At 72.5% G+C, this 26,420-nt stretch carries 19 protein-coding genes; 12 read left to right on the top strand and 7 right to left on the bottom strand.

Annotated features, from left to right (window positions below):
* The first annotated feature begins 274 nt into the window (after positions 1-274).
* Positions 275-808, top strand: a complete 534-nt coding sequence (locus ABR737_RS34960) for a type 1 glutamine amidotransferase domain-containing protein (RefSeq protein WP_350255027.1) — start codon at positions 275-277, stop codon at positions 806-808.
* Between the two features lie 58 nt (positions 809-866).
* Here the strand turns inward: ABR737_RS34960 and treZ are convergent, their stop codons facing one another.
* A complete protein-coding gene (gene treZ / locus ABR737_RS34965; protein ID WP_350255028.1) occupies positions 867-2,774 on the bottom strand; it encodes a malto-oligosyltrehalose trehalohydrolase in 1,908 nt (635 codons plus the stop codon).
* Positions 2,775-3,068: 294 nt separating this feature from the next.
* On the opposite strand from treZ, the gene ABR737_RS34970 reads away from it, so the two are divergent.
* Positions 3,069-3,614, top strand: coding sequence for an FHA domain-containing protein (locus ABR737_RS34970; RefSeq protein ID WP_088800562.1), 546 nt, complete (start codon positions 3,069-3,071; stop codon positions 3,612-3,614).
* An 81-nt stretch (positions 3,615-3,695) separates the two neighbouring features.
* On the opposite strand, the gene ABR737_RS34975 is transcribed toward ABR737_RS34970, so the two are convergent.
* On the bottom strand, positions 3,696-5,765 hold the full coding sequence (locus ABR737_RS34975; RefSeq protein ID WP_350255030.1) for a GTP-binding protein: 2,070 nt from the start codon (positions 5,763-5,765) through the stop codon (positions 3,696-3,698).
* A gap of 140 nt (positions 5,766-5,905) precedes the next feature.
* The gene (locus tag ABR737_RS34980) at positions 5,906-7,369 is read right to left on the bottom strand and encodes a dihydrolipoyl dehydrogenase (RefSeq protein ID WP_350255031.1); all 1,464 of its coding nucleotides are present in this window, start codon (positions 7,367-7,369) and stop codon (positions 5,906-5,908) included.
* A gap of 120 nt (positions 7,370-7,489) precedes the next feature.
* Between ABR737_RS34980 and ABR737_RS34985 the strand changes: the two genes are divergently transcribed.
* Positions 7,490-8,377: a LysR family transcriptional regulator gene (locus ABR737_RS34985; protein ID WP_350255032.1), complete on the top strand. Its 888-nt coding sequence runs from the start codon at positions 7,490-7,492 to the stop codon at positions 8,375-8,377.
* A 6-nt stretch (positions 8,378-8,383) separates the two neighbouring features.
* Here ABR737_RS34985 and treY read toward each other — a convergent pair whose 3' ends face one another.
* Positions 8,384-10,843: a malto-oligosyltrehalose synthase gene (gene treY, locus ABR737_RS34990; RefSeq protein WP_350255034.1), complete on the bottom strand. Its 2,460-nt coding sequence runs from the start codon at positions 10,841-10,843 to the stop codon at positions 8,384-8,386.
* 150 nt (positions 10,844-10,993) lie between these two features.
* Here treY and ABR737_RS34995 point away from each other — a divergent pair, with 150 nt between their 5' ends.
* Complete coding sequence (locus tag ABR737_RS34995) at positions 10,994-12,310, top strand: MFS transporter (RefSeq protein ID WP_350255035.1); 1,317 nt, start codon at positions 10,994-10,996, stop codon at positions 12,308-12,310.
* Here the strand turns inward: ABR737_RS34995 and glgX are convergent.
* Positions 12,270-14,513: a glycogen debranching protein GlgX gene (glgX, locus tag ABR737_RS35000; RefSeq protein WP_350255037.1), complete on the bottom strand. Its 2,244-nt coding sequence runs from the start codon at positions 14,511-14,513 to the stop codon at positions 12,270-12,272. The genes ABR737_RS34995 and glgX overlap by 41 nt on opposite strands.
* A gap of 246 nt (positions 14,514-14,759) precedes the next feature.
* Between glgX and ABR737_RS35005 the strand changes: the two genes are divergently transcribed.
* The 3 genes from ABR737_RS35005 to ABR737_RS35015 all read left to right on the top strand — a co-directional run bounded on the left by ABR737_RS35005 (position 14,760) and on the right by ABR737_RS35015 (position 18,325).
* On the top strand, positions 14,760-15,575 hold the full coding sequence (locus ABR737_RS35005; protein WP_350255039.1) for a Tat pathway signal sequence domain protein: 816 nt from the start codon (positions 14,760-14,762) through the stop codon (positions 15,573-15,575).
* A 49-nt stretch (positions 15,576-15,624) separates the two neighbouring features.
* Positions 15,625-16,974: a copper amine oxidase gene (locus tag ABR737_RS35010; protein WP_350255040.1), complete on the top strand. Its 1,350-nt coding sequence runs from the start codon at positions 15,625-15,627 to the stop codon at positions 16,972-16,974.
* A gap of 100 nt (positions 16,975-17,074) precedes the next feature.
* A complete protein-coding gene (locus tag ABR737_RS35015; RefSeq protein ID WP_350255041.1) occupies positions 17,075-18,325 on the top strand; it encodes a DUF5919 domain-containing protein in 1,251 nt (416 codons plus the stop codon).
* Positions 18,326-18,419: 94 nt separating this feature from the next.
* Here ABR737_RS35015 and ABR737_RS35020 read toward each other — a convergent pair whose 3' ends face one another.
* Positions 18,420-19,211 (bottom strand): SDR family NAD(P)-dependent oxidoreductase, encoded by a 792-nt coding sequence (locus ABR737_RS35020; RefSeq protein ID WP_350255043.1) that lies wholly within the window; start codon positions 19,209-19,211, stop codon positions 18,420-18,422.
* A gap of 150 nt (positions 19,212-19,361) precedes the next feature.
* Between ABR737_RS35020 and ABR737_RS35025 the strand changes: the two genes are divergently transcribed.
* Positions 19,362-20,105, top strand: coding sequence for an exonuclease domain-containing protein (locus tag ABR737_RS35025; protein ID WP_350255044.1), 744 nt, complete (start codon positions 19,362-19,364; stop codon positions 20,103-20,105).
* A 114-nt stretch (positions 20,106-20,219) separates the two neighbouring features.
* Here ABR737_RS35025 and ABR737_RS35030 read toward each other — a convergent pair whose 3' ends face one another.
* The gene (locus ABR737_RS35030) at positions 20,220-21,110 is read right to left on the bottom strand and encodes an aminoglycoside phosphotransferase family protein (protein ID WP_350255046.1); all 891 of its coding nucleotides are present in this window, start codon (positions 21,108-21,110) and stop codon (positions 20,220-20,222) included.
* Between the two features lie 377 nt (positions 21,111-21,487).
* Here ABR737_RS35030 and ABR737_RS35035 point away from each other — a divergent pair, with 377 nt between their 5' ends.
* The 4 genes from ABR737_RS35035 (at position 21,488) to ABR737_RS35050 (ending at position 26,318) form a co-directional block, all read left to right on the top strand.
* On the top strand, positions 21,488-22,429 hold the full coding sequence (locus ABR737_RS35035; protein WP_350255048.1) for a carbohydrate ABC transporter permease: 942 nt from the start codon (positions 21,488-21,490) through the stop codon (positions 22,427-22,429).
* Complete coding sequence (locus tag ABR737_RS35040; protein ID WP_350255049.1) at positions 22,426-23,394, top strand: carbohydrate ABC transporter permease; 969 nt, start codon at positions 22,426-22,428, stop codon at positions 23,392-23,394. The genes ABR737_RS35035 and ABR737_RS35040 overlap by 4 nt, the downstream gene beginning before the upstream one ends.
* Complete coding sequence (locus ABR737_RS35045; RefSeq protein ID WP_350255050.1) at positions 23,394-24,725, top strand: ABC transporter substrate-binding protein; 1,332 nt, start codon at positions 23,394-23,396, stop codon at positions 24,723-24,725. The genes ABR737_RS35040 and ABR737_RS35045 overlap by 1 nt, the downstream gene beginning before the upstream one ends.
* A gap of 393 nt (positions 24,726-25,118) precedes the next feature.
* Positions 25,119-26,318: a S8 family peptidase gene (locus ABR737_RS35050; protein WP_350255052.1), complete on the top strand. Its 1,200-nt coding sequence runs from the start codon at positions 25,119-25,121 to the stop codon at positions 26,316-26,318.
* Positions 26,319-26,420: the final 102 nt, after the last annotated feature.

Here is a 26,420-nt window from a genome sequence, read left to right on the forward strand (position 1 = left end):
AGAGAATGGACGATCGGGCGAGGGGGGCATCGGGCGATCGGGCGTGAACGGGCGATCGGGCGAACGGGGTGGTGGGCGGTGAGTGGCGGCGGCCGTGGCGGACGGTTTCCGGGGACGGCCGACGGGCTCCCGGGACGGCTAGCGACTTCCGGGAACGGCCGACGGGCTCTGCGGATGAGCCCCTGCGCCATCGCCCGTTATGGTCGAGAGGTGGGGGAGTGAGACTGCTCCTCACCTCCCGGCCCGATCGATCGACGGAGGGACGTGAGCAGGTATGCAGGCGGCGTTTCTGGTGGCTACCGAGGGCACCGAGCAGGTCGAGCTGACCCGGCCGTGGCAGGCGGTGACCGACGCGAGCGGCGGCCCGACGCTGGTCTCCACCCGCGCGGGGAAGGTGCAGGCGTTCCACCACCTGGACAAGGCGGACACCTTCCCCGTCGACCTGACGGTGGACGAGGCGACCGCGGCGGACTTCGACGGGCTGGTGCTGCCCGGCGGCGTGGCCAACCCGGACGCCCTGCGCCTCGACGAGCGGGCCGTGGCGTTCGTCAGGTCGTTCTTCGACGCCGGGAAGCCGGTGGCCGCCATCTGCCATGCACCGTGGACGCTCATCGAGGCCGATGTGGTGCGCGGCCGCACGCTGACCTCCTGGCCGAGCCTGCGCACCGACCTCCGCAACGCGGGCGCCACCTGGGTCGACGAACAGGTCCAGATCTGCACCGGCGGACCGAACACCCTGATCACCAGCCGGAAGCCGGCCGATCTGGAGGCCTTCTGCGCGGCGTTCGTCTCGGAGTTCTCGCACTGAGGCCCCGCGACTGAGACCCGAGGGCTGAGGCGCGGGGAGTATGGCCCGGCGACCGCATCTACGGCCCGAGCACCACTACCGACTCCGGGGGCAGCCGCAGCACACCGTCCGCCCCGGGAAGCCGGGCACCGGGCCAGCCCGCGAGCGCCTGCAGCGCGCCGGCGCCGACCGAGCCGGTGCCGTCCGAGCCGGTGCCGACGGAGCTGGTGCTGACCCAGCCGTTGCCGTTCGTGTCCGCACCCCCGCCGCCCCGGCCGCCCCCGCTGCTCCCGTCGCCCGGGCCGTCCCCGTCCGCGCCGTCCCCCGTGACCGGAATGGCCGCCGTGGTCTCCCGCGCGAGATTGACCGCCACCTGTAGCGGTCCGCGCCGCAGCAGGAGCCAGCGGGCCCGCTCGTCGTAGTGGACGGCGGTGTGGCGTGGATCGGGGTCGGTCAGCGGCGGCAGCTCGTGGCGCAGCGCCAGCAGCGTACGGTGCCAGGCCAGCAGCGCGGTGTGCGGCTCCACGGCGGGTTCGCTCCAGTCCAGGACGCAGCGGTCGCGGGTCGCGGGGTCCTGCGGATCCGGCCAGTCCTCGGCTTGGCCGGCCCAGTCGTACGCGGCGAACTCGCGACGGCGCCCGGCGCGTACCGCCTCCGCCAGCTCCGGATCCGTGTGAGCGGTGAAGTACTGCCACGGGGTGGTCGCGCCCCACTCCTCGCCCATGAACAGCATCGGGGTGAAGGGCGCGCACAGCACCAGGGCGGCCGCGCAGGCCAGCAGCCCCGGGGAGAGCCCGGCCGCGAGCCGGTCGCCGAGCGCACGGTTGCCGATCTGATCGTGCGTCTGGGCGTAGGCGAGCAGCCGGTATGCGGGCGTCACCCGCAGGTCGAGGGGCGCGCCGTGCACCCTGCCGCGGAAGCTGGAGTACGTCCCGTCGTGGAAGAAGCCGCCGGTCAGCGTCTTGGCGAGGGCAGCGAGCGGGGCGCGCGCGAAGTCGGCGTAATAGCCCTGGGATTCGCCGGTGAGCGCGGTGTGCAGGGCGTGGTGGAAGTCGTCGTTCCACTGGGCGTGCAGCCCGTGCCCGCCATCGGCCCGCGGAGCGGTGGTGCGCGGATCGTTGAGATCGGATTCGGCGACGAGGAACAGCGGGCGCCGCAGCTGCCCGGCCAGCGCGTCGACGGCGGCGGAGAGGGCGCCCAGGAAGTGCGGGGTGCCGTCGTCGTGCAGCGCATGGACGGCATCCAGCCGCAGCCCGTCGAGCCGGTAGTCCCGCAGCCAGGACAGCGCGCAGTCCAGGAAGTAGTCGCGCACCTCGTCGCTGCCGGGGGCGTCGAGGTTGACCGCGGCGCCCCACGGCGTGTGATGGGTGTCGGTGAAGTACGGCCCGAACTCCGGGAGATGGTTGCCGGAGGGGCCGAGGTGGTTGTGCACCACATCGAGCACCACCCCCAGGCCGTGGCCGTGCGCCGTGTCCACGAACCGCTTGAACCCGTCCGGTCCGCCGTACGGTTCGTGCACCGCCCAGGGCGCGACCCCGTCGTAGCCCCAGCCGTGGTTGCCGGGGAACGGGCAGACCGGCATCAGGGAGACATGGGTGATGCCCAGGTCGGCGAGGTGGCGCAGCCGCGCGGCCGCGGCGTCGAAGGTGCCCTCGGGGGTGTACGTCCCGAGGTGCAGCTCGTAGAGGACCGCGGCCGGCAGCGGGCGGCCGGGCCAGGGATGCCGCCACCCGAACCGGTCGTGCTCGACGACCGCGGCCGGGCCGCCGGGGCCGTCCGGCAGCCGCGCGGCCCGCGGATCGGGCAGCGGCGGCCCGCCGTCGAGCCGGAAGCCGTACCGGTCCCCGTCGCGGGCCGGAGTCTCGGTACGCCACCAGGCCGCGCGTCCGGCGTCGCGCTCCAGCGGGACGTCCGGCTCGCCGGCCCGTTCACCCGCCCACTGGAGAGCGACCTGCGCGGCCTTCGGAGCCCACACCTCGAACAGCACGGCCGTCCTCCTTCGTTCGCTCCGGTCCCGACGGAGAAAGCATGCCCGTCCGCCGCCCGGCAGCCCCTCCCGGCGACACGGGCTCTCGTGCCGTCCGGCCCGGCCGTCCGCCCCGGCCGTCACTACGAGCCGTGCACCCACCTGCACCGCCGCCCCCGTGCCCACCTGCGCCGCCCCCCTCAGTACTCACCCGCACCCACCCGCACCCACCTGCACCGCCCCCGCGCCCACCTGCAAGGTCCCCGCGCCCAACACCGCCTGGACAGCGGGTCGTGGTGGCCGGAGAATCACGCTATGACTTCGCTCGAGTTCCCCGCGCGCCCCGCGCGCCCGTCGGATGCGGACCGGGAACGCGCTCTTGATCTGCTGCGCGACGGCGCGGCACAGGGACGGCTGTCCCAGGACACCTTCCTGCGACGACTGGAACTCGTCCTCACTGCCCAGCAGCAGTCCGAAATCGAACTGGTCACTGCCGACCTGGCCGACCGGGGCAAGGTCCAGGGCACCCTCCTGCGGATGGTGGGCCGCGCCTCCGCGTTCCACATCCGGGTACGCCGCGCCTGGCGCCGCGAGCGGCTGCCGAAGCTGCTGCTGCCCGAGCCGGGCCCGCTGCCGCTGCTCATAGGGCGGGCGCCGGGCGTCGGCCTGCGGCTCAACCACGACACGGTCTCCCGCGCCCACGCCGAACTCCGCAGCGCGGGCAACGGCTGGCTGCTGCGCGACCTCGGCTCCACCAACGGGACCTGCGTCAACGGCCGCCGGGTGGTGGGCGAGGTGCCGGTCGGCCCCGGTGACCACATCACCTTCGGCCAGGTGGATTACGTCCTGACGCAGCGGTGAACGGGCGGCGCGGCCGGACCACCGCGCCGGTCCCCGACGGCCGCGCCGCCGCACCCCGCCCGGGGCGCGGCAGCCGCCGACTCATCCGGACGCACCGTGCGGCGCCGCATCCCGCCGCACCGGCCGGTCGCCCGACGGGTACGACATCCACACCCCTTCACCATGCGTCAGACCGGGCAACAGCCCCTGGAACTCCTGGACCCTGCGGGCCGGGAGCGAACCGCTGACCAGCCAGGAATGCCGCCCGCCGGTGGTCTCGGCGAATTCGGCGCCCAGGGCCGCGAGACGGGCGGTCACCGCGGCGAGCGCGGCGAGCGGGACCTCGGCCTCGAAGGCGTGGTACGGCTCGTGGACCCGGGTGCCGGCCGCCCGCAGCGCCCGCTCCAGCACCGGGGCCGTGACCGCACGGAAATCCCCCGCGGTACTGAGCGGGCCGACGAAACCGGAACGCGTCAGCACCACCCGGCAGTCCGTCACCGCCCACCCGTGCGGTCCGCACCGCAGGGTCGCCAGGGCGGTCTCCTCGATGGCCTGGTGGAAGCCGTGCGGCAGGGCGCCCAGTTCGGTCTCGTAGGTGAACACCGGGCCGGAGCCACGGGTGCCCGGCTCGACCCGGAGGCCGACCGTGGCCCAGGGACCGGTGTGCCCGCGCCTGGCGATCTCCTGGCAGGCCTCGCCCACCCCGGACGGCCGCTCGACGCACACCACCCGGCTGGGCGCGAACTCCGCCTCGATGCCGTGCTCCTGGCGCACGGTGGCGGCGATGATCTCCTTCTGCACCTCGCCGTGCAGCAGCACCGAGGTCGCGCCGCCCGGCGCGGGGCGGGCCCGTAGCAGCGGGTCCTGGTCGGCGAGCGCCAGCAGCGCGGCACGCAGCGCCGCGGCCTGTGCCGGACGGCGGGCGCTGACCAGGGTTTCGAGGGTGGGGGCGGCGAACAGGGCGCCCCCGGCGGGGACCTCGGCGGGGTCCTCGGCGGGGTCCTCGGCGGGGTCCTCGGCGGCCGGCCGGAGACGGTCACCGGTCCGCACGCCGGGCAGCCCCCGGACCACCCCGATATTGCCCGGGGTGAGCGGCCCGCCGTCGCCGGGCGGGCGGCCGACGACCTGGAGAGCGGTGATCCGCCCGGTCAGGTGCCCGCCGGGGCCGTCCGCCGCCCCTGCCCGGTGCAGCTCGACCTGCTGCCGGGGCCGCAACTCGCCCCCGTAGAGCCGGATATGGGCGGTCCGTTCGCCGTTCGGCGGCTGCTGGACGGCGAAGACCGTGCCCCGTGGAGTGGTGCCCGGGAGGGCGGGCGCCGGCGGAATCAGCCGGACCATGCCGTCGATGAGCGCGCCGACGCCCTGACCGCCGAGCGCGGAGCCGAAGTACACCGGGTGCAGCGATCCGTCGGCGGTCCGGGCGGCGAGCGCGGCGCGGAGCCGGTCCGCGGTCAGCCCCGGCCCGTCCGGCCCCTCGCCGTCCCGGCCGCGCTCCCGCCCTTCGGCGCCAGGCCTCGCCGGCCCCGGCGGACCCACAGGACCCGCCGGCCCTGCTGGTCCCGCCGAATCCACCAACCGGGCCAGGACCGACTCGTCCACCTCGGCCACCACTTCGGCGATCTGCTCGCGGGCCCGTGGGGCCTCCGGCGAGTACGGCACCACCTCGGCCCGCGAGGTGCCGAGGCCGGTCACGAACGTCATCGGGACGGCGGCCGGAGTCAGCAGCCGGCGGATGTCCGCGAGCAGCTCCTCGTCCCGGGCGCCGGCCCGGTCGATCTTGTTGACGAACAGCAGGGTGGGCAGCCGCAGCCGCCGCAGCGTCTTCATCAGCACCCGGGTCCTGGCCTGGACGCCCTCCACCGCGGACAGCAGCAGTACGGCACCGTCGAGCACCCCCACGGCGCGCTCGACCTCGGCGATGAAGTCGGCATGGCCGGGAGTGTCGATGAGGTTGATCTGCACCTCGCCGACGGTGAAGGAGGCGACGGCCGAACGGATGGTGATACCGCGCTGCCGCTCCAGCTCGCCGGTGTCCGTTTGGGAGTCACCCGCGTCGACACTGCCGAGCCGGCCGATGGCACCGGTGTCGAACAGCAGCCGCTCGGTGAGGCTGGTCTTACCCGCGTCGACGTGGGCGAGAATCCCGATGTTCAGGGTGTGCGAAACAAGCATGGAAAGGGGTTTCCTCAAGAACTGTCGTCCGGCTGGGGCGATGAGTAGTTCCGAGGAATCCGCGCATTCCATGCTCCTGGTGTGGGGAAAAACGGGCGTACGGGGTCATGGTGCCAGCCGTGCGCGGGGCCGCAACCGAATTAACGGGCGGTGGCCCGGGCCGCCGTTCTGTGCTGGTGCAGCCCCCGGCCCGCCAGCGTCATGAAAGCCTCGCCGACCGCCTCCGACAGCGTCGGGTGCGCATGGAGGTGCGCGGCGACATCGGCCGGTTCGGCGTCCCAGGCCACGATCAGCTGGCTCTCCGCGATCATCTCCGAGACGTGCGGCCCGACGAGATGGACGCCGAGCACCGCGCCGGCCGCCTCGCCGCCCGCCCCGTCCGCCGCGGCGATCACCTTCACCATGCCGCCCTGACCGTGCACCTTGCCCTTGGCGGTGGCGGCCAGCGGCAGGGTGTTGACCTTGACCTTCAGCCCGCGGTCGCGCGCCTCGGCCTCGGTCAGGCCGACCGAGGCGGTCTGCGGCGAGGAGTACGTCACCCGCGGCACGGTCGCGTAGTCCACCGCCCGGCCGGGCAGGCCCGCCAGCGTCTCGGCCACCAACAGGCCCTCCGCGAACGAGGCATGGGCCAGCCCCAGGGAAGGCGGCGGCAGCAGGTCACCGACCACATGGATGCCCGGCACGGCGGTCTCCAGCCGCGAGTGGTCCGCCGGTGCGACGAACCCCCGCTCGTCCGCCGACAGCCCGGCGGCCGCAAGGTCCAGCCCGTCCGTCACCGGGACCCGCCCCACCGCCACCAGCAGCCGCTCGGTCTCGATCACCAGCTCCTCGCCCCCAGGTGTGCGCACCGTGGCCCGCACACCGTCCGGCAGCAGCTCGGTGCCGGTCAGCGTCGAGCCCGTACGCACCGCGATACCGCGCCTCTTCAGCCCGCGCGCCAGTTGGCGGCCGACGTCCTCGTCCTCCAGTGGAAGCAGCCGCTCCGCCGCCTCGACGAGAGTGACCTCGGCGCCCATGGAGCGGTGGAAGGACGCGTACTCGACCCCGATCGCGCCGCCGCCCAGGGCCATCACGGACGCCGGGAGCCCCGGGGCGAACAGCGCGTCGTCGCTGTTCACGACGCGACGGCCATCGGCCGCCAGGCCCGGCAGCAGGCGTGGCCGGGAGCCGGTGGCAAGGACGATGCCGCGCCGCGCGGTGAACTCCCCGGCGCCCTCGATGCGGACGCCGCGGGGGCCGGTCAGCCGTGCCGTTCCCCGGACGGTCCGTACGCCTGCCGCCTGCAGGCTCCCCACCACACCTTGGTGGTTGCGGGCGACGAGGGTGTCGCGGGTGGCCACCAGGGCCGGCCAGTCCAGGGAGTCGACGGTGGCCTTGACGCCCCACCGCTCGCGGGCCTCCGCGATGCCGTCCACCAGCTCGGCGGCGTGCAGCATGGCCTTGCTGGGGATGCAGCCACGGTGCAGGCAGGTGCCGCCGACCAGGTCACGCTCGGCCAGCACCACCCGCAGACCCAGGGACGCGGCGCGCAGCGCGGTGCTGTAGCCACCGGTGCCGCCTCCGATGACCAGGACGTCCGTCGTGTGCATGTCTGTCTGACTCATGTGAGCAGACTCCGCCCACCTGCGGTGATGAGTCCAAGGCAATGTTTCCATGGAGTCGATGAAGAGGCTTCATGGGGTGTGGCTTCATGAGGCGGGCCGGGCGCAGGGGGAGGGGCGGGCATGAGCCTGCGGCAGATGGAATACCTCGTCGAGGTCGTCGAGCGGGAGTCCTTCACCCGCGCCGCCGAGGCGCTGCACGTCACCCAGTCCGCGCTCTCGCATCAGATCAAGGCGCTGGAGAGGGAGGTCGGCGGCCCGCTGCTGGAACGGATGACCCGCGGGGTGCGGCTGACCGCGATGGGGCGGGCCTACTTCCCGCACGCCGAACTCGCCGTCCGCAGCGCCCGGCAGGCCCGTCGCGCCGCGCTCGCGGCGGGCGGCGCCCGGAGCGGCGAACTGCATATCGCGACGGTGCACGCCCAGGCGATCGGGGTCCTCCCGGAGGTCTGTGCCCGCTGGGCCCGCGAGCATCCGGGCGTGCGCCTGGTGCTCCACGAGTACGCCACCACCGAGGAGCTGTCCGACCAGATGGCCCGCGGCGTCGCCGATATGGCGCTCGGCCCGCCTCCCCGGGACTGGCCGGGCCCGGTCACGGTCGTGGGACAGGAACGGATGGTGCTGGTCGTCCCGCACGGTGACCCGCTCGCCGCCCGGGAGTCGGTACGCCTCGCGGAGCTGGCGGACCGCCCGTGGGTGCGCTGCAGCCTGGAGCCGGTGGTCGGCGGACGGCGCTGGCTGGACCTGGAGTGCGAACGGGCCGGCTTCACACCGCGTACCGCCGTCCGCACCCAGCACAGCTCGACTGCCGTCCGGATGGCCGCGGCGGGCGTCGGCGTGCTGCTGACCGCGGCCCATGAACTCGTCGGCCTGGACTGTGCGTCGGTGCCCACCGACCCGCCCTGGCGCCGCGATATCACCGTCTTCTCACGGGTCGAACTGACCGGCGCCGCCGTGGAGTTCACCGGGTACCTCCGCGCGGCGGGGCACACCGGCGACGCCGCGACCTGAAGCCCCTCACTCCGCCACGAACAGCGCCACCGGAGACACCGCCAGCAGCTCGCTCAGCCCCACCGCCGCGCCCCCCGGCAGTTCGCGGCCGGTCAGCAGTTCGCGCCAGGGGCCGCCGGCCGGCAGCCGTAGCAGGGTGTCCCACCAGCCGCCGGTCTCCACCAGGCGCAGCGACAGACGGGTCACCACCGTCAGCACCCGGCCACTGCGGCAGAACGCCACACAGTGCTCGGCCGCCGGGCCCTCCGTGTACACCGGCTCGTACGACGCGGTGGCGCCGAACCACTGGGGACGGGCGCGCCGCAGCCGCAGTGCCGCGGCGGTCAGCCGGAGCTTTTCGTCGGACAGGTCGCGTGGCGCGACTCCGGCGTCCAGTTCGGACAGCAGCTCCGGACCGAAGCGGGCCGGCCGCCGGTTGTCCGGGTCGACCAGCGCGGCATAGGCGCGTTCGGTGCCCTGATAGAGGTCGGGGACGCCCGGCATGGTGAGATGCAGCAGCGCCGCGCCCAGCACATTGGCGCGGACGAAGGGGGCGACTTCCTCGTCCAGCGCGGCGAGCGGTGCGCCCGTGGGACCGCACGGCCCGTTGCGCACGAACTCCTCGACCGCCTCCTCGTAGCCGGTGTCCGGCTCCGTCCACGAGGTGCGCAGCCCGGCCTCCCGTACGGCCTTGAGGACCGCGGGCGCCACCCGCTCCGCCGCGGCTCCGTCGCGGGGCGCCCCCAGGCCGAACGCGGTCTGCCAGGCCAGCCACGACACCATCGGGTCCGCCGGGCCTGCGCCGCCCTGCCCACCGGCGCCGACGTCGCACACCGCCCCCTCGGCCATCGCGCCCAGCACGTCCCGCCACCGGTCCGGGCACTCCGAGAGCACCGCGATCCGGGCCCGGACATCGGCGCTGCGCTTGGTGTCGTGCGTGGAGAGCACCGTGCCGGCCGCCGGACGGTCCCGCTGCACCCGTGCGCAGTATGCATGGAACGCCTCCGGGGGGAGCGCCGGCTCCCCGGGGGCGCCGCCGACCTCGCAGGCCGACAGCAGCACCGGATAGCGGTAGAAGGCGGTGTCCTCCACGGACTTGGCGTGCAGCGCGGACGCGGTCTGGGCGAACCGCGCGGCGAAGTCGGCGCAGTCCCTGCGGTCGTGATCCGGGTGGTCCGGCAGCCGGCCGAGCGCCAGATCGTGGATCAGATCCACCGCCCGCGCCTCCTCGGGCACCCGGAAGGCGGTGCGCGCCCCCGCCGCGGCCGTGCCCAGCATCGCCGCGTCCTGCTCGGCCTGCCCCGGGTCCGCGGGGTACGGGCGGTAGACCGGCAGCCGCACCATCAGCTCACGGATGGCGTGGCGCAGCGCCCACGGCGCATGGTCGCCCGGGTCGGGGACGCGTGCGCTGATCCGGGTCGCGGTCCGCACCAGCCGCTCGACCTCGGCGGCCAGATCGTGCGTGATGACCTCGTACGCGGCCCGGCGCACCGTCTCCTCCCAGTCGCCGCCCTCGTCGGCCAGCGGGGTGACGAAGTCCCGGTAGTGGGAGAAGAGCCGCCCTGCGCCCTGCGGGCAGACGAACAGACCGTCGATGTGGCGCAGGGCGTCATAGCCCGTGGTGCCCGCGCAGGCCCAGCTCTCCGGCAGCAGTTCGCCGCCGGTGAGGATCTTCTCGACCACCGTCCAGCGGCCACTGGTCCCCTCGTGCAGGCGGGCCAGATAGCCGCCGGGGTCCACCAGGCCGTCCGGATGGTCGATGCGCAGCCCGTCGATGACACCCTCGCGGATCAGCCGCAGCACCGTGCCATGGGTCGCCTCGAAGACCTCGGGGTCCTCGGCACGGACCGCGATCAGCTCCGCAATGGTGAAGAAGCGGCGGTAGTTGAGCTCACTGCGAGCCAGCCGCCACCAGGCGAGGCGGTACCACTGAGCTTCCAGGAGGCGGGTCAGTTCCAGCCCCTCCGTACCGGGGCGCAGCGGAAAGGCATGCTCCTGATAGCGCAGCACGTCGCCCTCGACGCGGAAGTGCCGCGCCTCGTCGCCGAGCCGGCCCCCGAGCACCGGCAGCAGCAGCCGGCCGCCGTGTCCGGCGTCCCAGTCGATGTCGAACCACCGCGCGTACGGGGACGCCGGGCCGTCGCGCAGCACCTGCCACAGCGGTCCGTTCAGCGACACCGGCGCGGGCACGGCCATGTGGTTCGGCACCAGGTCCACGACCAGCCCGAGGCCGTGCGATCTGGTCGTCGCCGCCAGTGCCCGCAGCCCCGGCTCGCCGCCCAGCTCGGCCCGTACCGCCGCGTGATCGACCACGTCATAGCCGTGTGTGGACCCCGGCACCGCCTCCAGGACCGGCGAGAGATGCAGATGGGAGACGCCCAGCGCGGCCAGATGCGGGACCGCCCGCTCGGCGGCGGCGAACGGGAAGTCCGGCTGGAGCTGCAGCCGGTAGGTGGCGGTCGGCGACGGACTCGGTGGCTGCGTCATGGGGACACCCGTACCCCGCTGACGGCCCGTTGTCTCCTCCCCGCCCGGCATGGGTGTCGTCCCTTCCTCCAACGGGGCGGGCACAACGGCCGTAGATCTTCGTACGTCCGGTGCGTGGGGTGCGCGGACCGCGCCCGATAGCGTCCGGCAATGACCGCTGCAACAGCCACCTATCGCCGGGTGCTGGCCCTGAGCGGGCCGGTGCTGCCCGTCGTCTCCTTCCTCGGCAGACTCCCGACGGCCATGTGCCAGCTCGGCAGTCTGCTGCTGGTGGCGAGGACAAGCGGCTCGCTGGCGACCGCGGGCCTGGTGGGCGGCGCGCTGGCGGCGGGTCAGACGGTGGGCGGGCCGCTGCTGGGCCGGCTCGCCGACCGGCACGGTCAGCGGCCGGTGGTGCTGGCCGCCTGCTGGTTCGATGCGGTCGCGGTGGCCGCGCTGGTGGCCGCCGCCCTCGCCCGGGCCGGCGCGCTGCCGCTCGCCCTGGCCGGGCTGCTGGCCGGCGCCGGCGTCCCGCAGATCGGGCCGCTGGCCCGTACCCGGCTCGTGGCGCTCGCCCACCGCGTCCGGGCCGACGACCGCCTGGTCAACACCGCCCTGTCCTTCGAAGGCACCCTGGACGAGATGTCGTTCGTGCTCGGCCCGGCGCTGGTGGGCCTGTCCGCCACGGTGGCCCACCCGGCCGTGGCGCTCGGCCTGGCCGCGCTGCTGCTCGCGGTCTGCGGCTCGGCGTTCGCGCTGCATCCGACGGCGGTGGCCGTGCAGCCGCCGGACGGACGCCGCGGCCTGGCTCCCCGCGTGGGTCCGCACCGCGACGGTCCGCACCGCGCCCGGGTTCCCCGCGCCCGTCCGCACCGCGCCCGGGCGCCTCGCGCCCGGATGCCCCGCGCCGTGCACGGCCTGCGCGCCTCGATGGCGTTGCAGGGCGTGATCTTCGGCGCCTGCCAGGCCGGCATCACCGCGCTCACCGCACGCCTCCACCAGCCCGCCCAGGCCGGACTCGTCTACGCCGCGATGGGGGTGATGAGCGCCGCCGCCGGACTCTCGCTGGCGCTGGTCCCCGCCCGGATCACCCTGCCGACGCGCCGGCGGGCGGCCGCCGCCGCGCTGCTCGTGCTCTCCGTTCCGCTGCTGTGCGTACGGTCCCTGGGCACGCTCTATCCGGTCGTCGTGGTGCTCGGGGTGGCCATCGCCCCGCATCTGATCACGGTCTTCGGCCTCACCGAACGGCTGGTGCCGGCCGGCAGACTGGCCGAATCGATGGCCTTCCTCACCAGCGCGGTGGTCGGCGGCCAGGCCCTGTCCCTGGCCGCCTCCGGCCGGCTCGCCGAGGCCCACGGCCCCTCCGCCGCCTTCGCCGTCGCCGTCGGAGCCGCCGCAGCGATCCTCGGCCTCGCCCTCGGCTCCCCGGCCCGGCGCCCCGCCGCCACTAGGCAGGTCGCTGCAGCACCAGCAGGCTCCGGCCGATGAGCGTCAGCCGGTCGCCGGCCTTGACCTTGGCACCGCCCCCGTCCGCCACCGCCTGCGGCCGGTCGGTGTCCACCACGATCTGCCACTGCCGGCCCAGGTGCTCGGGGACGATGAACTCCTTCTCCTGGTCATGGGCGTTGAACATCAGCAGGAACGAGTCATCGGTGACCGGTTCGCCCCGCGGACCCGGCTCGGAGATCGAGCTGCCGTTGAGGAACACCGCCAGCGACTTGGCGTGCACCGACTGCCAGTCGCGCGGCCCCATCTCCTCGCCGCCCGCCGTGAACCACACGATGTCGGACAGCTCGTCGTGGGTGCCCTCCATCGGGTGCCCCTGGAAGAACCGCCGGCGCCGGAACACCGGATGGTCGCGCCGCAGCCACACCATCTGCCGGACGAACTCCAGCAGCGTCCACTGCTCCGCGTCCCCCTCCGGCGTAGCGCCCCCCTCCGGCACCGCGTCCCCCGACGACGCCTCATCCGCCTCCGATGCCTCGTACGCCTCGTCCGTGGGCCCGGGCTCGTCGGCTGCGCCGGCGCTCCCGCCCGGCCCCCGCTCCGGCCAGCGCACCCACGACAGCTCGTTGTCCTGGCAGTACGCATTGTTGTTGCCGTCCTGGCTGCGGCCGAACTCGTCCCCGTGGCTGAGCATCGGCACGCCCTGCGACAGCATCAGCGTGGCGACGAAGTTGCGCATCTGCCGCGCCCGCAGCCGGCGCACCCCGGGATCGTCGGCCGGCCCCTCGGCACCGCAGTTCCAGGACCGGTTGAAGCGCTCACCGTCCCGGTTGTCCTCGCCGTTGGCCTCGTTGTGCTTCTCGTTGTACGCGACCAGATCGTGCAGCGTGAATCCGTCATGGCAGGTCACGAAGTTCACCGAGGCCAGCGGCCGCCGCCCGTCCTCCTGATAGAGGTCCGAGGAACCCGTCAGCCGGGACGCGAACTCGGCCAGGGTGCGCGGTTCGCCCCGCCACAGGTCCCGCACGGTGTCGCGGTACTTCCCGTTCCACTCGGTCCACAGCGGCGGGAAGTTCCCCACCTGGTAGCCGCCCTCGCCGACGTCCCACGGCTCGGCGATCAGCTTCACCTGGCTGACGACCGGGTCCTGGTGGACCAGATCGAAGAACGACGACAGCCGGTCCACCTCGTGGAACTGCCGGGCCAGCGTCGCCGCCAGATCGAAGCGGAAGCCGTCCACCCGCATCTCCTGCACCCAGTAGCGCAGCGAGTCCATCACCAGCTGCAGCACATGCGGGCTGCGCATCAGCAGCGAGTTCCCGGTGCCGGTGGTGTCCATGTAGTACTGCTTGTCGTCCGACAGCCGGTAGTACGAGGCGTTGTCCAGCCCCCGGAACGACAGCGTCGGGCCCAGATGGCTGCCCTCGGCGGTGTGGTTGTAGACGACATCGAGGATCACCTCGATACCGGCCTGGTGCAGTGCCCGCACCGCCGTCTTGAACTCCAGCACCTGCTGGCCGCGGTCGCCCCAGGACGCATAGGCGTTGTGCGGGGCGAAGAAACCGATGGTGTTGTAGCCCCAGTAGTTCGTCAGCCCCGCGTCCACCAGCCGGTGGTCCTGGACGAACTGGTGCACCGGCATCAGCTCCAGCGCGGTCACCCCGAGCTTGGTGAGGTGGTCGATGATCGCCGGATGCGCCAGCGCGGCGTAGGTGCCGCGCAGCTCCTCGGGAAGCTCCGGATGGCGCATCGTCAGGCCCTTGACATGGGCCTCGTAGAGCACCGTCTCGTGATACGCGGTGCGGGGCGGGCGGTCGTCACCCCAGTCGAAGTACGGGTTGACCACCACCGACGCCATGGTGTGCGGCGCCGAGTCGAGATCGTTGCGGACCTCGGGACGCCCGAAGTGGTAGCCGTAGACGGCCTCGTCCCAGTCGATCCGGCCGCTCATGGCCCGTGCGTACGGATCAAGCAGCAGCTTCGCCGAGTTGCAGCGCTGCCCCCGTTCCGGTTCATAGGGACCGTGCACCCGGAAGCCGTAGCGCTGCCCCGGCATCACCCCCGGAAGATACGCGTGCCGCACATTGGCGTCGCTCTCCCGCAGCTCGACGGCGGTCTCCGAACCGTCGTCGTGCAGCAGACACAGTTCGATGCGCTTCGCGGCTTCGGAGAACACCGCGAAGTTGGTGCCCGCCCCGTCATAGGTGGCACCCAGCGGATACATCTGTCCCGGCCAGACCTGCATGGGTAGACTCTTCCACTTTCTTCTCGGGCGCAGCGGCGACTCCACGACGCACATCCGCGAAACGAATCGAAATCCTTCCCCAACTTTTCGCAACTTCTCGCACACAGAGGGCTTTTCGCGGGATCTCCGCTCAATGGTGGAGCAACCTGTCCCGATGTCGGATCGTCCTACTGGCTGGTCGTCCTGTTGGAGGACGGACGGGGGATCCGGCATGCATGTCATGGAATGTGACAGCAGGGGGGAACCGTGCGCCACCTGATGCACCGCCACCTCGGCAAGGTCCTCGCGGGCACCGCCCTCGCGCTGACCGGCACCGCCGTCATGGCCGCGATCACCTTGCCCGCCGGCGCGGACGCCGCCGACGGAGCGAGCGGCCGGAGCCGGCCCGGTGCGGCCGGCCCATCCGTGCCGGGGCACGATCCGGGGCCACCGCCGCCCGGCGTCGTCGAGGCAGCCGGACCCCAGGGCGAACGCGGCCGGGGACGGGACCCGCTCACCGGCGACGAACTGAGACGCGCCCGGGATCTGGCCCTGCCGCGCACCCGGCGCGGCGTCGCCGCCGACGTCACCGGACGGCCCGGGCCCGAAGCGCTCACCACCGACCTGGCCGAACCCGCCCCCGCGGAGGCCGGGCTCGCCGACCCGCCGCGCCGGGCACTGGTCTCCTTCTACGACTACCGGAGCGACAGCTACCTCACCACGACCGTCAACCTCACGACCTCGAAGGTGGAGTCGACGGACACCCAGCACGGCGTCCAGCCGCCGCCCAGCCACGCCGAGGCCGTCGAGGCGTCCCGGCTGCTGATCGCCGACCCGCTGGGAGCCGGGCTGCGCCAGGACTACCGCGAGGCCACCGGACACGACCTCACCGGTCCCGACCCGCTCGCCGTGACCGGCTTCGTCTACCGCGGCCGCGCGGAAGGCGAGGCGCCGGGCGCCCTGGGCGACTGCGGGGAACACCGCTGTATCCGCCTCTTCACCAAGGTGAAGAACGGCCCGTGGATCGACACCCGCCGCTTGGTGATCGACCTCAGTGCCCGCACCGTCGCCCGCCTCGGCTGACCACCCTGCGCACCGCCGACCCCGCCACTCCTTCCCCGGGAGCCCTTGTATGCCCGAAAGACGCCCCGCAGGTACCCGCCGCCCGCGCCGCCGTGCCGCAGCCCTCACCGCCGTCCCCGTGCTGCTCATGGCGACCGCCCTGCTGACCGGCCCCTCCGCCCAGGCCGCCCCCGAAGCCCCCGTCGCCCCCCTCCGTGCGGCCCCGGCCGCCCCCGCCCCCCGCTGCAGCGCCGCCTACCGCATCACCCAGACGCTGGAGGGCGGCACCGTCTGGCGGATGTGCTGGCACTACGAAGGCAATGCCGGCCTCGTCCTGGACGACGTCTCCTACCAGCCCAAGGGCGAACGCGCCCCGATCAAGGTGCTCACCACCGCCAAACTCGCCCAGGTGCACGTCCCCTACGACGACGGCGGCAACGAGTACGACGACCTCACCGGTCAGGGCTTCGCCCAGGGCCTGATGAAGCTCGATCCCGCCGAATGCCCCGGCGGCACCATCAAGACGGTCAGGGTGCCCGGTGCCTACGACGCCGCGCACCCCGACGTCAGCGGCCTGTGCGCCACCACCCGCGCCCGCGGCCACGCCTACCGGATGGGCCCCTACCCCGGCGAGGCCGCCAGGACCTACCAGCTCCAGGGCAAGGACCTGCTGCTCTACACCGTCAACAAGACCGGCTGGTACGAGTACATCAGCGAGTGGCGGTTCTCCGGCGACGGCACCATGACCCTGCAGATCGGCGCCACCGGCACCCTCTCACCCAGCGACTTCGACGCCGGCGACGGCCGTGGCACGCCGATCGGCAAGGGCGCCAAGGACTACGCCACCAGCCACAGCCACAACGTCTTCTGGCGGCTGAACTTCGGCCTGGACGGCAGCGCCGCCAACAAGATCGAGCAGTTCGACTCCGCCACCACGATCCGGCCCGGCGGCAGCACCCCCACCATCCGTACCACCCGTACCCCCGTCACCAAGGAGCTGGCCGGGGACTCCGGCCCGCTGCGCTGGTGGCGGGTGGTGAGCGACACCGGAAAGAACCAGGACGGCCACCCGCGCTCGTACCAGATCGTGCCGGGCCCCTCCACCAAGTACACCGGACGCAGCTACACCACACATGACATCTACTTCACCGAGTACAACAAATGTGAGCAGTTCGCCAGCAACAACCTGGCCAACTGCGGCCCGCGGGCCGGCAAGAGCGTCGACACCTGGGTCAACGGCCAGCCGCTGAAACACCCCATCGCGTGGGTCAACATCGGGTTCCACCACATCGCCAGGGATGAGGACCAGGAGCCCATGCCTGTTCACTGGCAGGGCTTCCAGCTGGTTCCCCGTGACGTCACCGCTATGAATCCGCTCACTCCACCCGCACTGTCCGGGCACAACGGGCACTATGGGTAAGGGGAGTTGGTAACCGACTCGATCCATCCTGCTGCACCGCCTCCCGCACCGCAGTAGTCTGCCTTGATCGTTGGCACGGGGGTTCGGAAGGCGGTGGCAGGTGAGCGGCGGGCTGGAGTTGCCCCCTGGTGACGAGAGTCATGAGGGCCATGAGGGCGGCTCCGTCGACGCACCGCCCGGCGCGGTGTCCCTGGCACGCCCGCTGGAAATCGGGGCGGAGCTGGACTGGGGCGCCGACGCCTGGAGCGAGGTGCGCACACGAGCCCGGCGGGCCGGCCGCGCCTACATCTGGCTGAATCTCGTCGAGCAACGACTGCGGGCCGTCGTCGCGGCCGTGCTGCGGCCCATCTACGAGCCGGTGCACGGCGACGAGTGGGTCGTCGCGGCGGCCGGCCCGGCCGGACAGGAGTGGGTCCAGCGCGCGGTGGCCGTCCGCGAGGTCAGCCGCCGCAAGGGCTACCTCCTCGACCCCGCCGACGACAACATCGTCAGCTTTCTGACGCTGCCGCAACTCCGCGAACTGATGGTCCAGCACTGGCCCTGCTTCGAGCCGTACTTCGACGACCGCCGCGAGGTCGAGCTGGCCCTCGACGAACTCGAGGTCGCCCGCAACATCGTCTCCCGCAACCGCGCCCTGTCCGAGACGGTCCTCGCCCAGGCCGAGCGCGCCTCCGCCCGCCTCCTGGACATCCTCGGCTCCGGCGTCGGCACCCGGATCTCCGGACGGCTGCCCATCGACGCGGTGGAGGACCTGGTCGGCGACCGCTATGCCGACGTCATCGGGGTGCACTCCGACCGGGTGCGGCTGCAGCGCCAGCTCCCCGCCGAGGACCTGTTCGGCAACGCCCGCCGGCTCGACGCCGTCGGCATAGGACTGAACCTCCTGGTCCAGAACTATTCGGGCCGCCGGCTCGTCCGGCTCGCCGAATCCGGCTGCCGGGTCCGCCTGCTCTTCCTCAACCCGGCCAGCAGCGCGGTCCGCCGCCGGGAGCGCGAAATCGGCCTGAAGAAGGGCGAGATGAGCCGTTCCATCGAGATGAACATCCTCCACATGCGACGGGTACGCGCCCGGCTGCGCGACCCCGGCGCCTTCGAGATCCAGGTCTTCGACGAGACCCCGCGCTTCACCGCCTACCTCGTCGACGGGGACGGCCCCGACGGCGTGGCCGTCGTCCAGCCCTACCTCCGCAAGAGCCGCGGCATGGAGTCCCCCGTCCTCGTCCTCCGCGGCGGCGGCCGGGAGGTCGTCCGCCAGGACGCCCGGGACGCCCGCGACGGCGACCACGGCCTCTTCGAGACCTACCGGGAGGAATTCGAGAGCATGTGGGCGGATTCGCGGCCGGTTTCCTGACCGGCGGTCCTGCGGCACCGGGAGGCGCGGGGCGGAGGCGCGGGGCGGGGATCCGTCTGCGGACGCGTTCCGCGGGCACGTCTGCGGGCACGTCTTACGGGGTGCCCGTGATGCCTCCGTCGACCCGCAGCTCGATCCCGTTGACGTAATCGGCGAGCGGGCTCGCAAGGTAGGTGACCGCGGCGGCGATGTCCTCCGGGCGCCCCAGCCGCCCGCTCGGGTTGGGTGCATACTCCGCAACGATCTCCGCTTCGTCCGGTCCGTCCCCCGGGCCCTCGCCCCCGGCCGCCCGCTCCTCGAACATCCGGGACATGGAGGGTGTGACGATCACTCCCGGACTCACACAGTTCGCGGTGACGCCGGTCCCGGCGAGATGCCGGGCCAGGCTGGTGGTCATGTTCACCACGGCGGCCTTGGCAGCGGAGTACGCCACCATGTTGGGCAGCGGTGTCCGGACCGCCCGGCTGCCGATGGTGATCACCCGGCCCCACCCGTGCGCCCGCAGCGACGGCAGCAGCGTCTGACTGACCCGCACCGTCGGCAGCACATTCCCCTCAAAGGCGGCCCGCCAGTCGGCCGGCCGGGAGCTCTCCCAGTCGTGCTCGGCGAACGGACCGGCGTTGTTGACGAGGATGCGGGCCCCGAAGTCGCGTGCGGTGAGGGCGACCTGCTCGGCGACGCCCGGCTCCGTCAAATCTCCGAGCACCACCTCGGCCCGTACGCCGCGGGCCGCGATCTGCTCGGCGACGGCCGCTGCGGCTCCCGCACTACGCCCGTGGACGAGCACGTCGCAGCCCTCGTCCGCCAGCATCCCGGCGATCGTCGCCCCGATCCCCGAGCTGCTGCCCGTCACCAGCGCGCCCTGTCCTGCCAGCCGTAGGTCCATGGCGGTCAGCCTAGGGGTGGCGGGTCGCCTGTGGCTGCCCTGTCGCGGCAGGCGGCCGGTCGATTGTCAGTGGTGCGTGGGAGAGTGGGCGAGCAACGGGGGAAGTACCACCGGAGGAGGCCGCATGAGCGAGCGTAGCGAGGATTCGGCATGAGCTGGCATCAGGAGCTGTTGGTCAGCTTCGACCTGGAGACCACGGGCACCGATGTCGAGCGGGACCGTATCGTCACCGCCGCGCTGATCCGGCTGGAGGGGGACGGCCGCGCGGCCGGGCAGCAGACCTGGCTGCTCGACCCGGGGATCCCGATTCCCGAGGAAGCGGCGGCCATTCACGGCATTTCCACCGCATATGTCCAAGAACACGGCCGCCCGCCGGCGACCGCCATAGAGGAAATCACCGAGGCGCTGGCCGAGGCGCTGCGCGCGGACATCCCGCTGGTGGTGATGAACGCCCGGTATGACCTCTCCCTCCTGGACCGCGAGTGCCGGCGCCACGGCCTGCGGACGCTGACCGAACGTCTCGGACACGCCCCCGCGCCGGTCATCGATCCCCTCGTCCTGGACAAGCATGTGGACCGCTACCGCAAGGGGAAGCGCGCACTGCAGGCGCTCTGCGGCCACTACGGCGTCCGGCTGGACGGTGCCCACGAGGCGGGTGCCGACGCGGCGGCAGCGGCCGGGGTCGCCCGGCGCATCGGCGAGACGTACCCGGCCGTCGCCATTCCTTCGCCCCGTGCGCTCCATGCCCTCCAGGAGCAGGCGGCCGCCGAACAGGCCGCCTCGTTCCAGGCGTATTTGCGCCGTTCCGGCGACCCGCAGGCGATAGTCGAGCGGGCCTGGCCCCTGATTCCGTACCAGGCGGCGGCCGGGGCCAGGAACGAAGCCGAGGCCTGAGGGAGAGCGGAGGGAGTCGTCACAGCCGTGGCGGCGCGTGCCGGGGCCCGCGGAACCTTCATCAGACAGCGAAGCCCGGTCCCGGCCTTTGGCCCCAGGCCCCGGCGGTGCCTCTCAGAACGGATACCACCGCACCGTCGCGTCCTTGTCGCGCAGTGAGGCGATCCGGCGCCGGAACTCCTTGAGCGCCGCCGGGTTTCCGGGCGCGTGCTGGGATACCCAGGCGCAGCTCGCGGTCTCCCGGGACCCGCGCAGTACGGCGCAGCCCTCCCAGTCCCGGACGTCCCAGCCGTAAACGGACACAAAGGTGTCGTACGCGTCCGGGGACAGGCCATAGCGGTCCCGGCTCAGCGCCATGACGACCAGGTCGTGTTCCCGCAGATCGAAGGAGAAGGTTTCCAGGTCGACCAGCACCGGTCCGTCGGGCCCGACATGAACGTTGCGGGTCAGTGCGTCGCCATGGATGGGGCCGCGGGGCAGATGCGGTTCCAGGGCCGTGGCGGCTGCCGCGAAGGCGTCCCGCCGCCCGCGCAGATACTCCGCGTCGGGCGCCGACACCGCGTCGCCGGCCAGCCGCAGCCATCGCTCGACGCCACCGAGCAGTTCGCGCCGCGGCAGCGCGAACGGCGGCTCCGGCAGGGCGTGGACCAGCTTCAGCAGGGCGGCCAGATCGTCCGGCCCGGCCGGCCGGGCGGCCTCCGGCAGCCGATGCCAGTAGGTGACGGGATGTCCGTCGACCAAGGTGGCCACGGGCTCCGCGGCCCGTACGGCCGGCACTCCCTCGGCCGCCAGCCACCGCGCCACCGCCAGTTCCCGCTCGGCCCGCTCCAGGAGTTCGGCGCTGCGGCCCACCCGTACGACCGGCCCGTTGCCGCCGAGGGCGAAGACGGCGTTCTCGCCGAGCGAGAGCAGCGCGGCGTCGGCTGCCGCATCGGGCCGGCCGGCCGAGGCCAGTACCTCCCGGGCGCGCGCTTCCGTGAAAGCGGCGGGGCTCGGTTCGGTCATCGGGTGCCTCCTGGGGTACCTCCTGCGGCGCGTGAACGCGACCAGTCTCGCAGGTCCGCCGAAGCGGCCCGGAAACCTCCGAGGCGGGGATCCTCCGAGGCGGGGGGATCCTCCGAGGAATCCGGCCAGGACCTTGACGGGATGTGGCACCCGTCACGACGATGACGGCGACCGGAAGCGATCGGGAGCGATCGGGAGCGGCGGGGAACGGCCGGAAGCAGCCGGGAGCAACGGAAGCGACCGCAAGCGATCGGAAGTGGCTGGGAACGGCCAACGGGGAAAGCCGGGCGGGGGAGAGGGAACGGGATGGCAGGCGCGCCGACCGCGAGGGCACACGACGGCAGACCGGCCGGGCCGCGCCCCGAGGAGCCGCTGCCGTGACCCTGGCGACCGCGCCACCGCGGTCTCCCGGAGCGGCCGCGGACCGTGCCGCCCGAACCCGGCGTGCTCAGGGCGCCTGGTTCCTCGTACTGCCTGCCCTGATCCCGATCCTGCTGCTGAGCGTCGGACCGCTCCTCTACGGCATCGGACTGGCGTTCACCGACGCCCAGTCGGGCCGGACCCAGGCCACCCGTTTCGTGGGGCTGCTGAACTTCTCCGACCTGCTCCACGACACCCTGTTCTGGGACTCGTTCCGGATCGGGCTGGTCTGGGCCTTCGGGGTCACCGTCCCGCAGTTCTTCCTCGCCCTCGGCCTTGCCCTGCTGCTCCACCTCCCGCTGCGGCTGCGCTGGCTTGCCAGGGCGCTGGCGATCATTCCCTGGGCGATGCCGGAGGTGGTCGTCGGCATCATGTGGCGGCTGGTCTACCACCCGGACGCCGGCATCCTGAACGAGACGCTGCGCAGCCTCGGCCTGTCCGGCGCCACCGACGGCCGGGACTGGCTGAGCGGCCTGGCCACCGCCCTGCCCGCGGTCATCGTCGTCGGCGTCTGGGCCGGGATGCCCCAGACCACCGTCACCCTCCTGGCCGGCCTCCAGAACGTGCCCCGCGAACTGCACGAGGCCGCGTCCATGGACGGCGCGGGCGCCTGGCGCCGCTTCCGTACGGTCACCTGGCCCGCGCTCAGGCCCATCGCGCTCGCCGTCACCGCGCTCAACTTCATCTGGAACTTCAATTCCTTCGCCCTGGTTTTCGTGCTGACCGACGGCGGGCCCGGCGGCCGGACCCGGCTGCCGATGCTCTTCGCGTACGAAGAGGCCTTCCGCTACGGGCAGTTCGGCTATGCCGCCACGATGGGCCTGGCCATGGTCGCGGTGGTCTCGGTCCTGCTGGCGGTCTACCTGGCCGGCCGGCTGAAGGGGGACGAGGACCGGTGAGCGGACGACGACCGGTGAGCGGCAGGGAGAGCAGCGGCACGGGGGACGGACCCACCGCCCGACGGCACACGGCCACCACCCGCACCACCCGCACGCGCCAACGGAGTGCCACCCCCGCCGCCCGGCGCACCACCACCCGCACCGCCACCGCCCGCACCGGCCAATACGCCGCCCTCGTCGCCTATCTCGCCTTCCTCGCCTTCCCGTTCCTCTGGCTGATCTCCACCGCCTTCAAGCCACCGCGTGAACTCGGCAGCATCCACCCCACGTGGATCCCCGAGGCGCCCACCCTGGAGAACTTCCGGCAGGCGTTCACGCAGCAGCCCCTGCCGGCGGCCGCGGGCAACAGCCTGCTGGCCGCGGCGGTTTCCGCGCTGATCGCGATCGTGCTGGCGACCCCGATGGCGTATGTCCTGGCCCGCTACCGCAACCGCCTCTCGCGGGCGGCCACCGGCTGGGTCGTGGTCAGCCAGGCCTTTCCGCTGGTGCTGGTGATCATCCCGCTCTTCCTGATCCTGAAGGGGCTCCATCTGGTGGACTCCCGGATCGGTTTGATCATGGTCTATGTGGTCTGGTCGCTGCCGTTCGCCCTGTGGATGCTGACCGGCTATGTCCGCGCCGTACCACCCGAGTTGGAGGAGGCGGCGGCCGTGGACGGCGCCGGCCGGCTCCGTACGCTCCTCTCGGTCACCGCACCGCTGCTCGCGCCGGGCATCGTCGCCACCGCACTGTTCGCCTTCATCACCGCCTGGAACGAATTCTTCTTCGCCCTGGTCCTGCTCAAGTCGCCCGGGAAGCAGACGCTGCCGGTCGTCCTCACCCACTTCCTCGGGGCGGAGGGCGTGGCCGACCTCGGGCCGCTCGCCGCCGCCGCACTCCTCGCCACCCTCCCGAGCCTGCTCCTCTTCGCGGTCATCCAGCGTCGGATCACGGGCGGGATGCTCGCCGGGGCGGTGAAGAGCTGATGCCCCGCGGCGACCACACCCCCACGCCCCCGGCTCGTTTCAGCCGGCGGGGCCTGCTCGCGACCGCCGCCGCACTGCCCGCCGCGGCCCTGCTGCCGGGCTGTTCCGTCGGCCGGCGAGGGCGCACGCCCGGCGGCCGGATCACCCTGCGCTTCCAGTCACTTGCCTGGCAGCAGGATTCCCTCAAGGCCACCAAGCACCTGGTCGCCGAATGGAACGGACTGCACCCCGAGGTCCAGGTGCAGTACGTCCAGGGTGCCTGGCCCACCGTCCACGACCAGCTGCTGACCTCCTTCGAGGGCGGCGAGGCGCCGGACATCATCCACGACGCCGCCGACGACCTCGCGGACTTCGCCTACGGCGGGAATCTCGCCGACCTCGGCTCCCTCCTGCCGCCGCGCCTGAGGCGCGACATCCCGCAGCGGAGCTGGGAGACCGCCATCTTCGACGGCCGGGTGTACGGCGTCCCGTTCCTCCAGGAACCACGGGTGCTGATCGCGAACCGCGCGAAGCTGCACCGGTCAGGAGTGCGCATCCCGACTCCCGGACACCCCTGGACCTGGGAGGAGTTCAGGGAGGCGGCGCGGCGGCTGACCCGCGGCACCGGCCACGGGGTCGCCTGGCCCCTGAAGGAACCGGTCTCGGCGACCCTCAACCTCGCCCTGTCCACGGGCGGCCGGATGTTCCACCGTCGTCCCGACGAGAAGGTGGAGGTCCGCTTCGACGCCGCCGACCAGGTGGTGCCGCGCACCATCCACGACCAGGTGAACGTGGACCGCAGCGCCTCCCGTACGACCCTGGGCATGGGCGGCTCCGACACCCTCCCGGGCTTTTTCGCCGGGCGCTATGCCATGGTGCCGCTCGGCTTCTCCTACCGTCAGCAGATCGCCCAGCAGGCGCCCAAGGGGTTCGACTGGACGGTGCTGCCCGCCCCCTGTGGCACCGCCCCGGACCAGGGGGTGAGCCCGCAGACGCTGTCGATCGCCGAGGACTGCCCGCACAAGGAAGCGGCGATGGCCTTTATCGACTTCCTCCTCCGCCCGCCGAACATGGTGCGGCTCGCCCTGGGGGACTGGCTGTTGCCGACGGGACGGGAAGCGCTCAGGGATCCGGCACTCCGGGTCGCCCGGTACGACTGGGCGGCAGGCACCGCGCTGGCGAGCTCCCTGCGCTCCGCCCCGGCCCAGTCCGTCCGTGGCTACCCGGAGTGGAAGGACAAGATCGCCACCCCTGGCCTGCAGGAGTACTACAGCGGTGCCATCGACCTGGACACCGTGCGGCAGCGGCTCGTCCGGGACGGCAATCTGGTCCTGGCCCGCTATCAGCGCTGACGGGCCGCAGCGCGCGCCTGACCGCGGTCCGGCCCCTCTCTCAACTGGCCCTGAAATAAGCCGCAATGAGCGCGATAAGCACTCGCATGACACGCCTCGTCCGACGGGCGAACTGCGATCGGCCGAAGGCGCCGTCCACCCCGACGTCACCTTCTATTGCGGCTGTGTAAACGGAGTTGAGTCGGCCCGGTTCAACTAGCCGTTCCTTTTGACCACTTCTGAAACCTTTCCCAATTCACCAGCCTTGTTGGCTATCTCACACGCTCTGGCGAGCCTTGAATTGAACTCATCAATCAGACAGGGTTTCGAACCAGTCCGGCGCAGATCTTCCGGTCTCGTCGGGCTATTGCGCAACGCTTTCCCCCCACACCACGAACGAGGAGAATCCTCGCAATGGCTCACAAGCGTTCCAGCAAGAAGCGGCTCGTCACGGCGATATCCGCCGCGGTAGCCGCCACTGGTATCGCCGTCGTCACCGCGGTCACCGCGGGTGCGTCGCCTGCAGCCGAAGGCAAGATCTACGGAGCCGAGGCCAAGGGCGCCGTGAACGGCAGCTACATCGTCATGCTCAAGAAGTCGGTCCGTACCGCCGACAGCGGTGACCTGGCGTCCAAGTACGGAGGCAAGGTCAAGCGGCAGTACTCCTCCGCCATCGACGGCTTCTCGGCAAGCGGTCTGAGTGAGGAAGAGGCCAAGCAGCTCGCCGCCGACCCGTCCGTCGACAAGGTCGTGCAGAACAAGAAGTTCCACATCGACGGCAGCCAGGCCAACCCGCCGTCGTGGGGCCTGGACCGTATCGACCAGGCGGACACCAAGGGCGACAAGAAGTACACCTACCCCGACGCCGCGGGCGAGGGTGTCACCGCCTACGTCATCGACACCGGAATCCACATCAGCCACAAGGACTTCGGCGGCCGGGCGTCGTACGGCTTCAACGCCATCGACAAGGGCGGCAAGGCCGAGGACGACAACGGCCATGGCACGCACGTGGCCGGCACCATCGCCGGTACCGAGCACGGTGTCGCCAAGAAGGCCAAGGTCGTGGCGGTCAAGGTCCTCGACGGCCAGGGCTCCGGCACCACCGAGCAGGTCGTCGCGGGCATCGACTGGGTCACCAAGAACCACAAGGGCCCCTCGGTCGCCAACATGTCGCTCGGCGGCGGCGTCGACGAGGCGCTGGACACGGCCGTGAAGAAGGCCATCGACGCCGGTGTCACCTTCGGCGTCGCGGCGGGCAACGAGTCCTCCGACGCGGGGCAGAGCTCCCCGGCGCGCGTGAAGGAGGCCATCACCGTGGCCTCCAGCACCAAGAACGACGAGCAGTCCGACTTCTCCAACTTCGGCAGCGCGGTGGACCTTTACGCCCCCGGTTCCGACATCACCTCGGACTGGAACGACGGCGCCACCAAGACCATCTCCGGTACGTCCATGGCGACCCCGCACGTCGTGGGCGCTGCCGCGGTCTACCTGGCCGGTCACAAGGACGCCAAGCCGGCCGACGTGGAGAAGGCCCTGACGGCCGGTGCCACGCCCGACAAGATCAGCAACCCGAGCGAGGGTACGCCCAACAAGCTGCTGAAGGTCGTCAAGTAGTCACCTGACCACCTCGGCTCCACCCGCCGGCCGTCGCGCTCGCCCCCACGGTGCGCGGCGGCCGGCGTCTTGGTGTTCCGCGGCAGCAGCCCGAGGGTGGGC

Origin of the sequence: Streptomyces sp. Edi2, assembly GCF_040253635.1 — a bacterium.
Classification (GTDB): Bacteria; Actinomycetota; Actinomycetes; order Streptomycetales; family Streptomycetaceae; genus Streptomyces.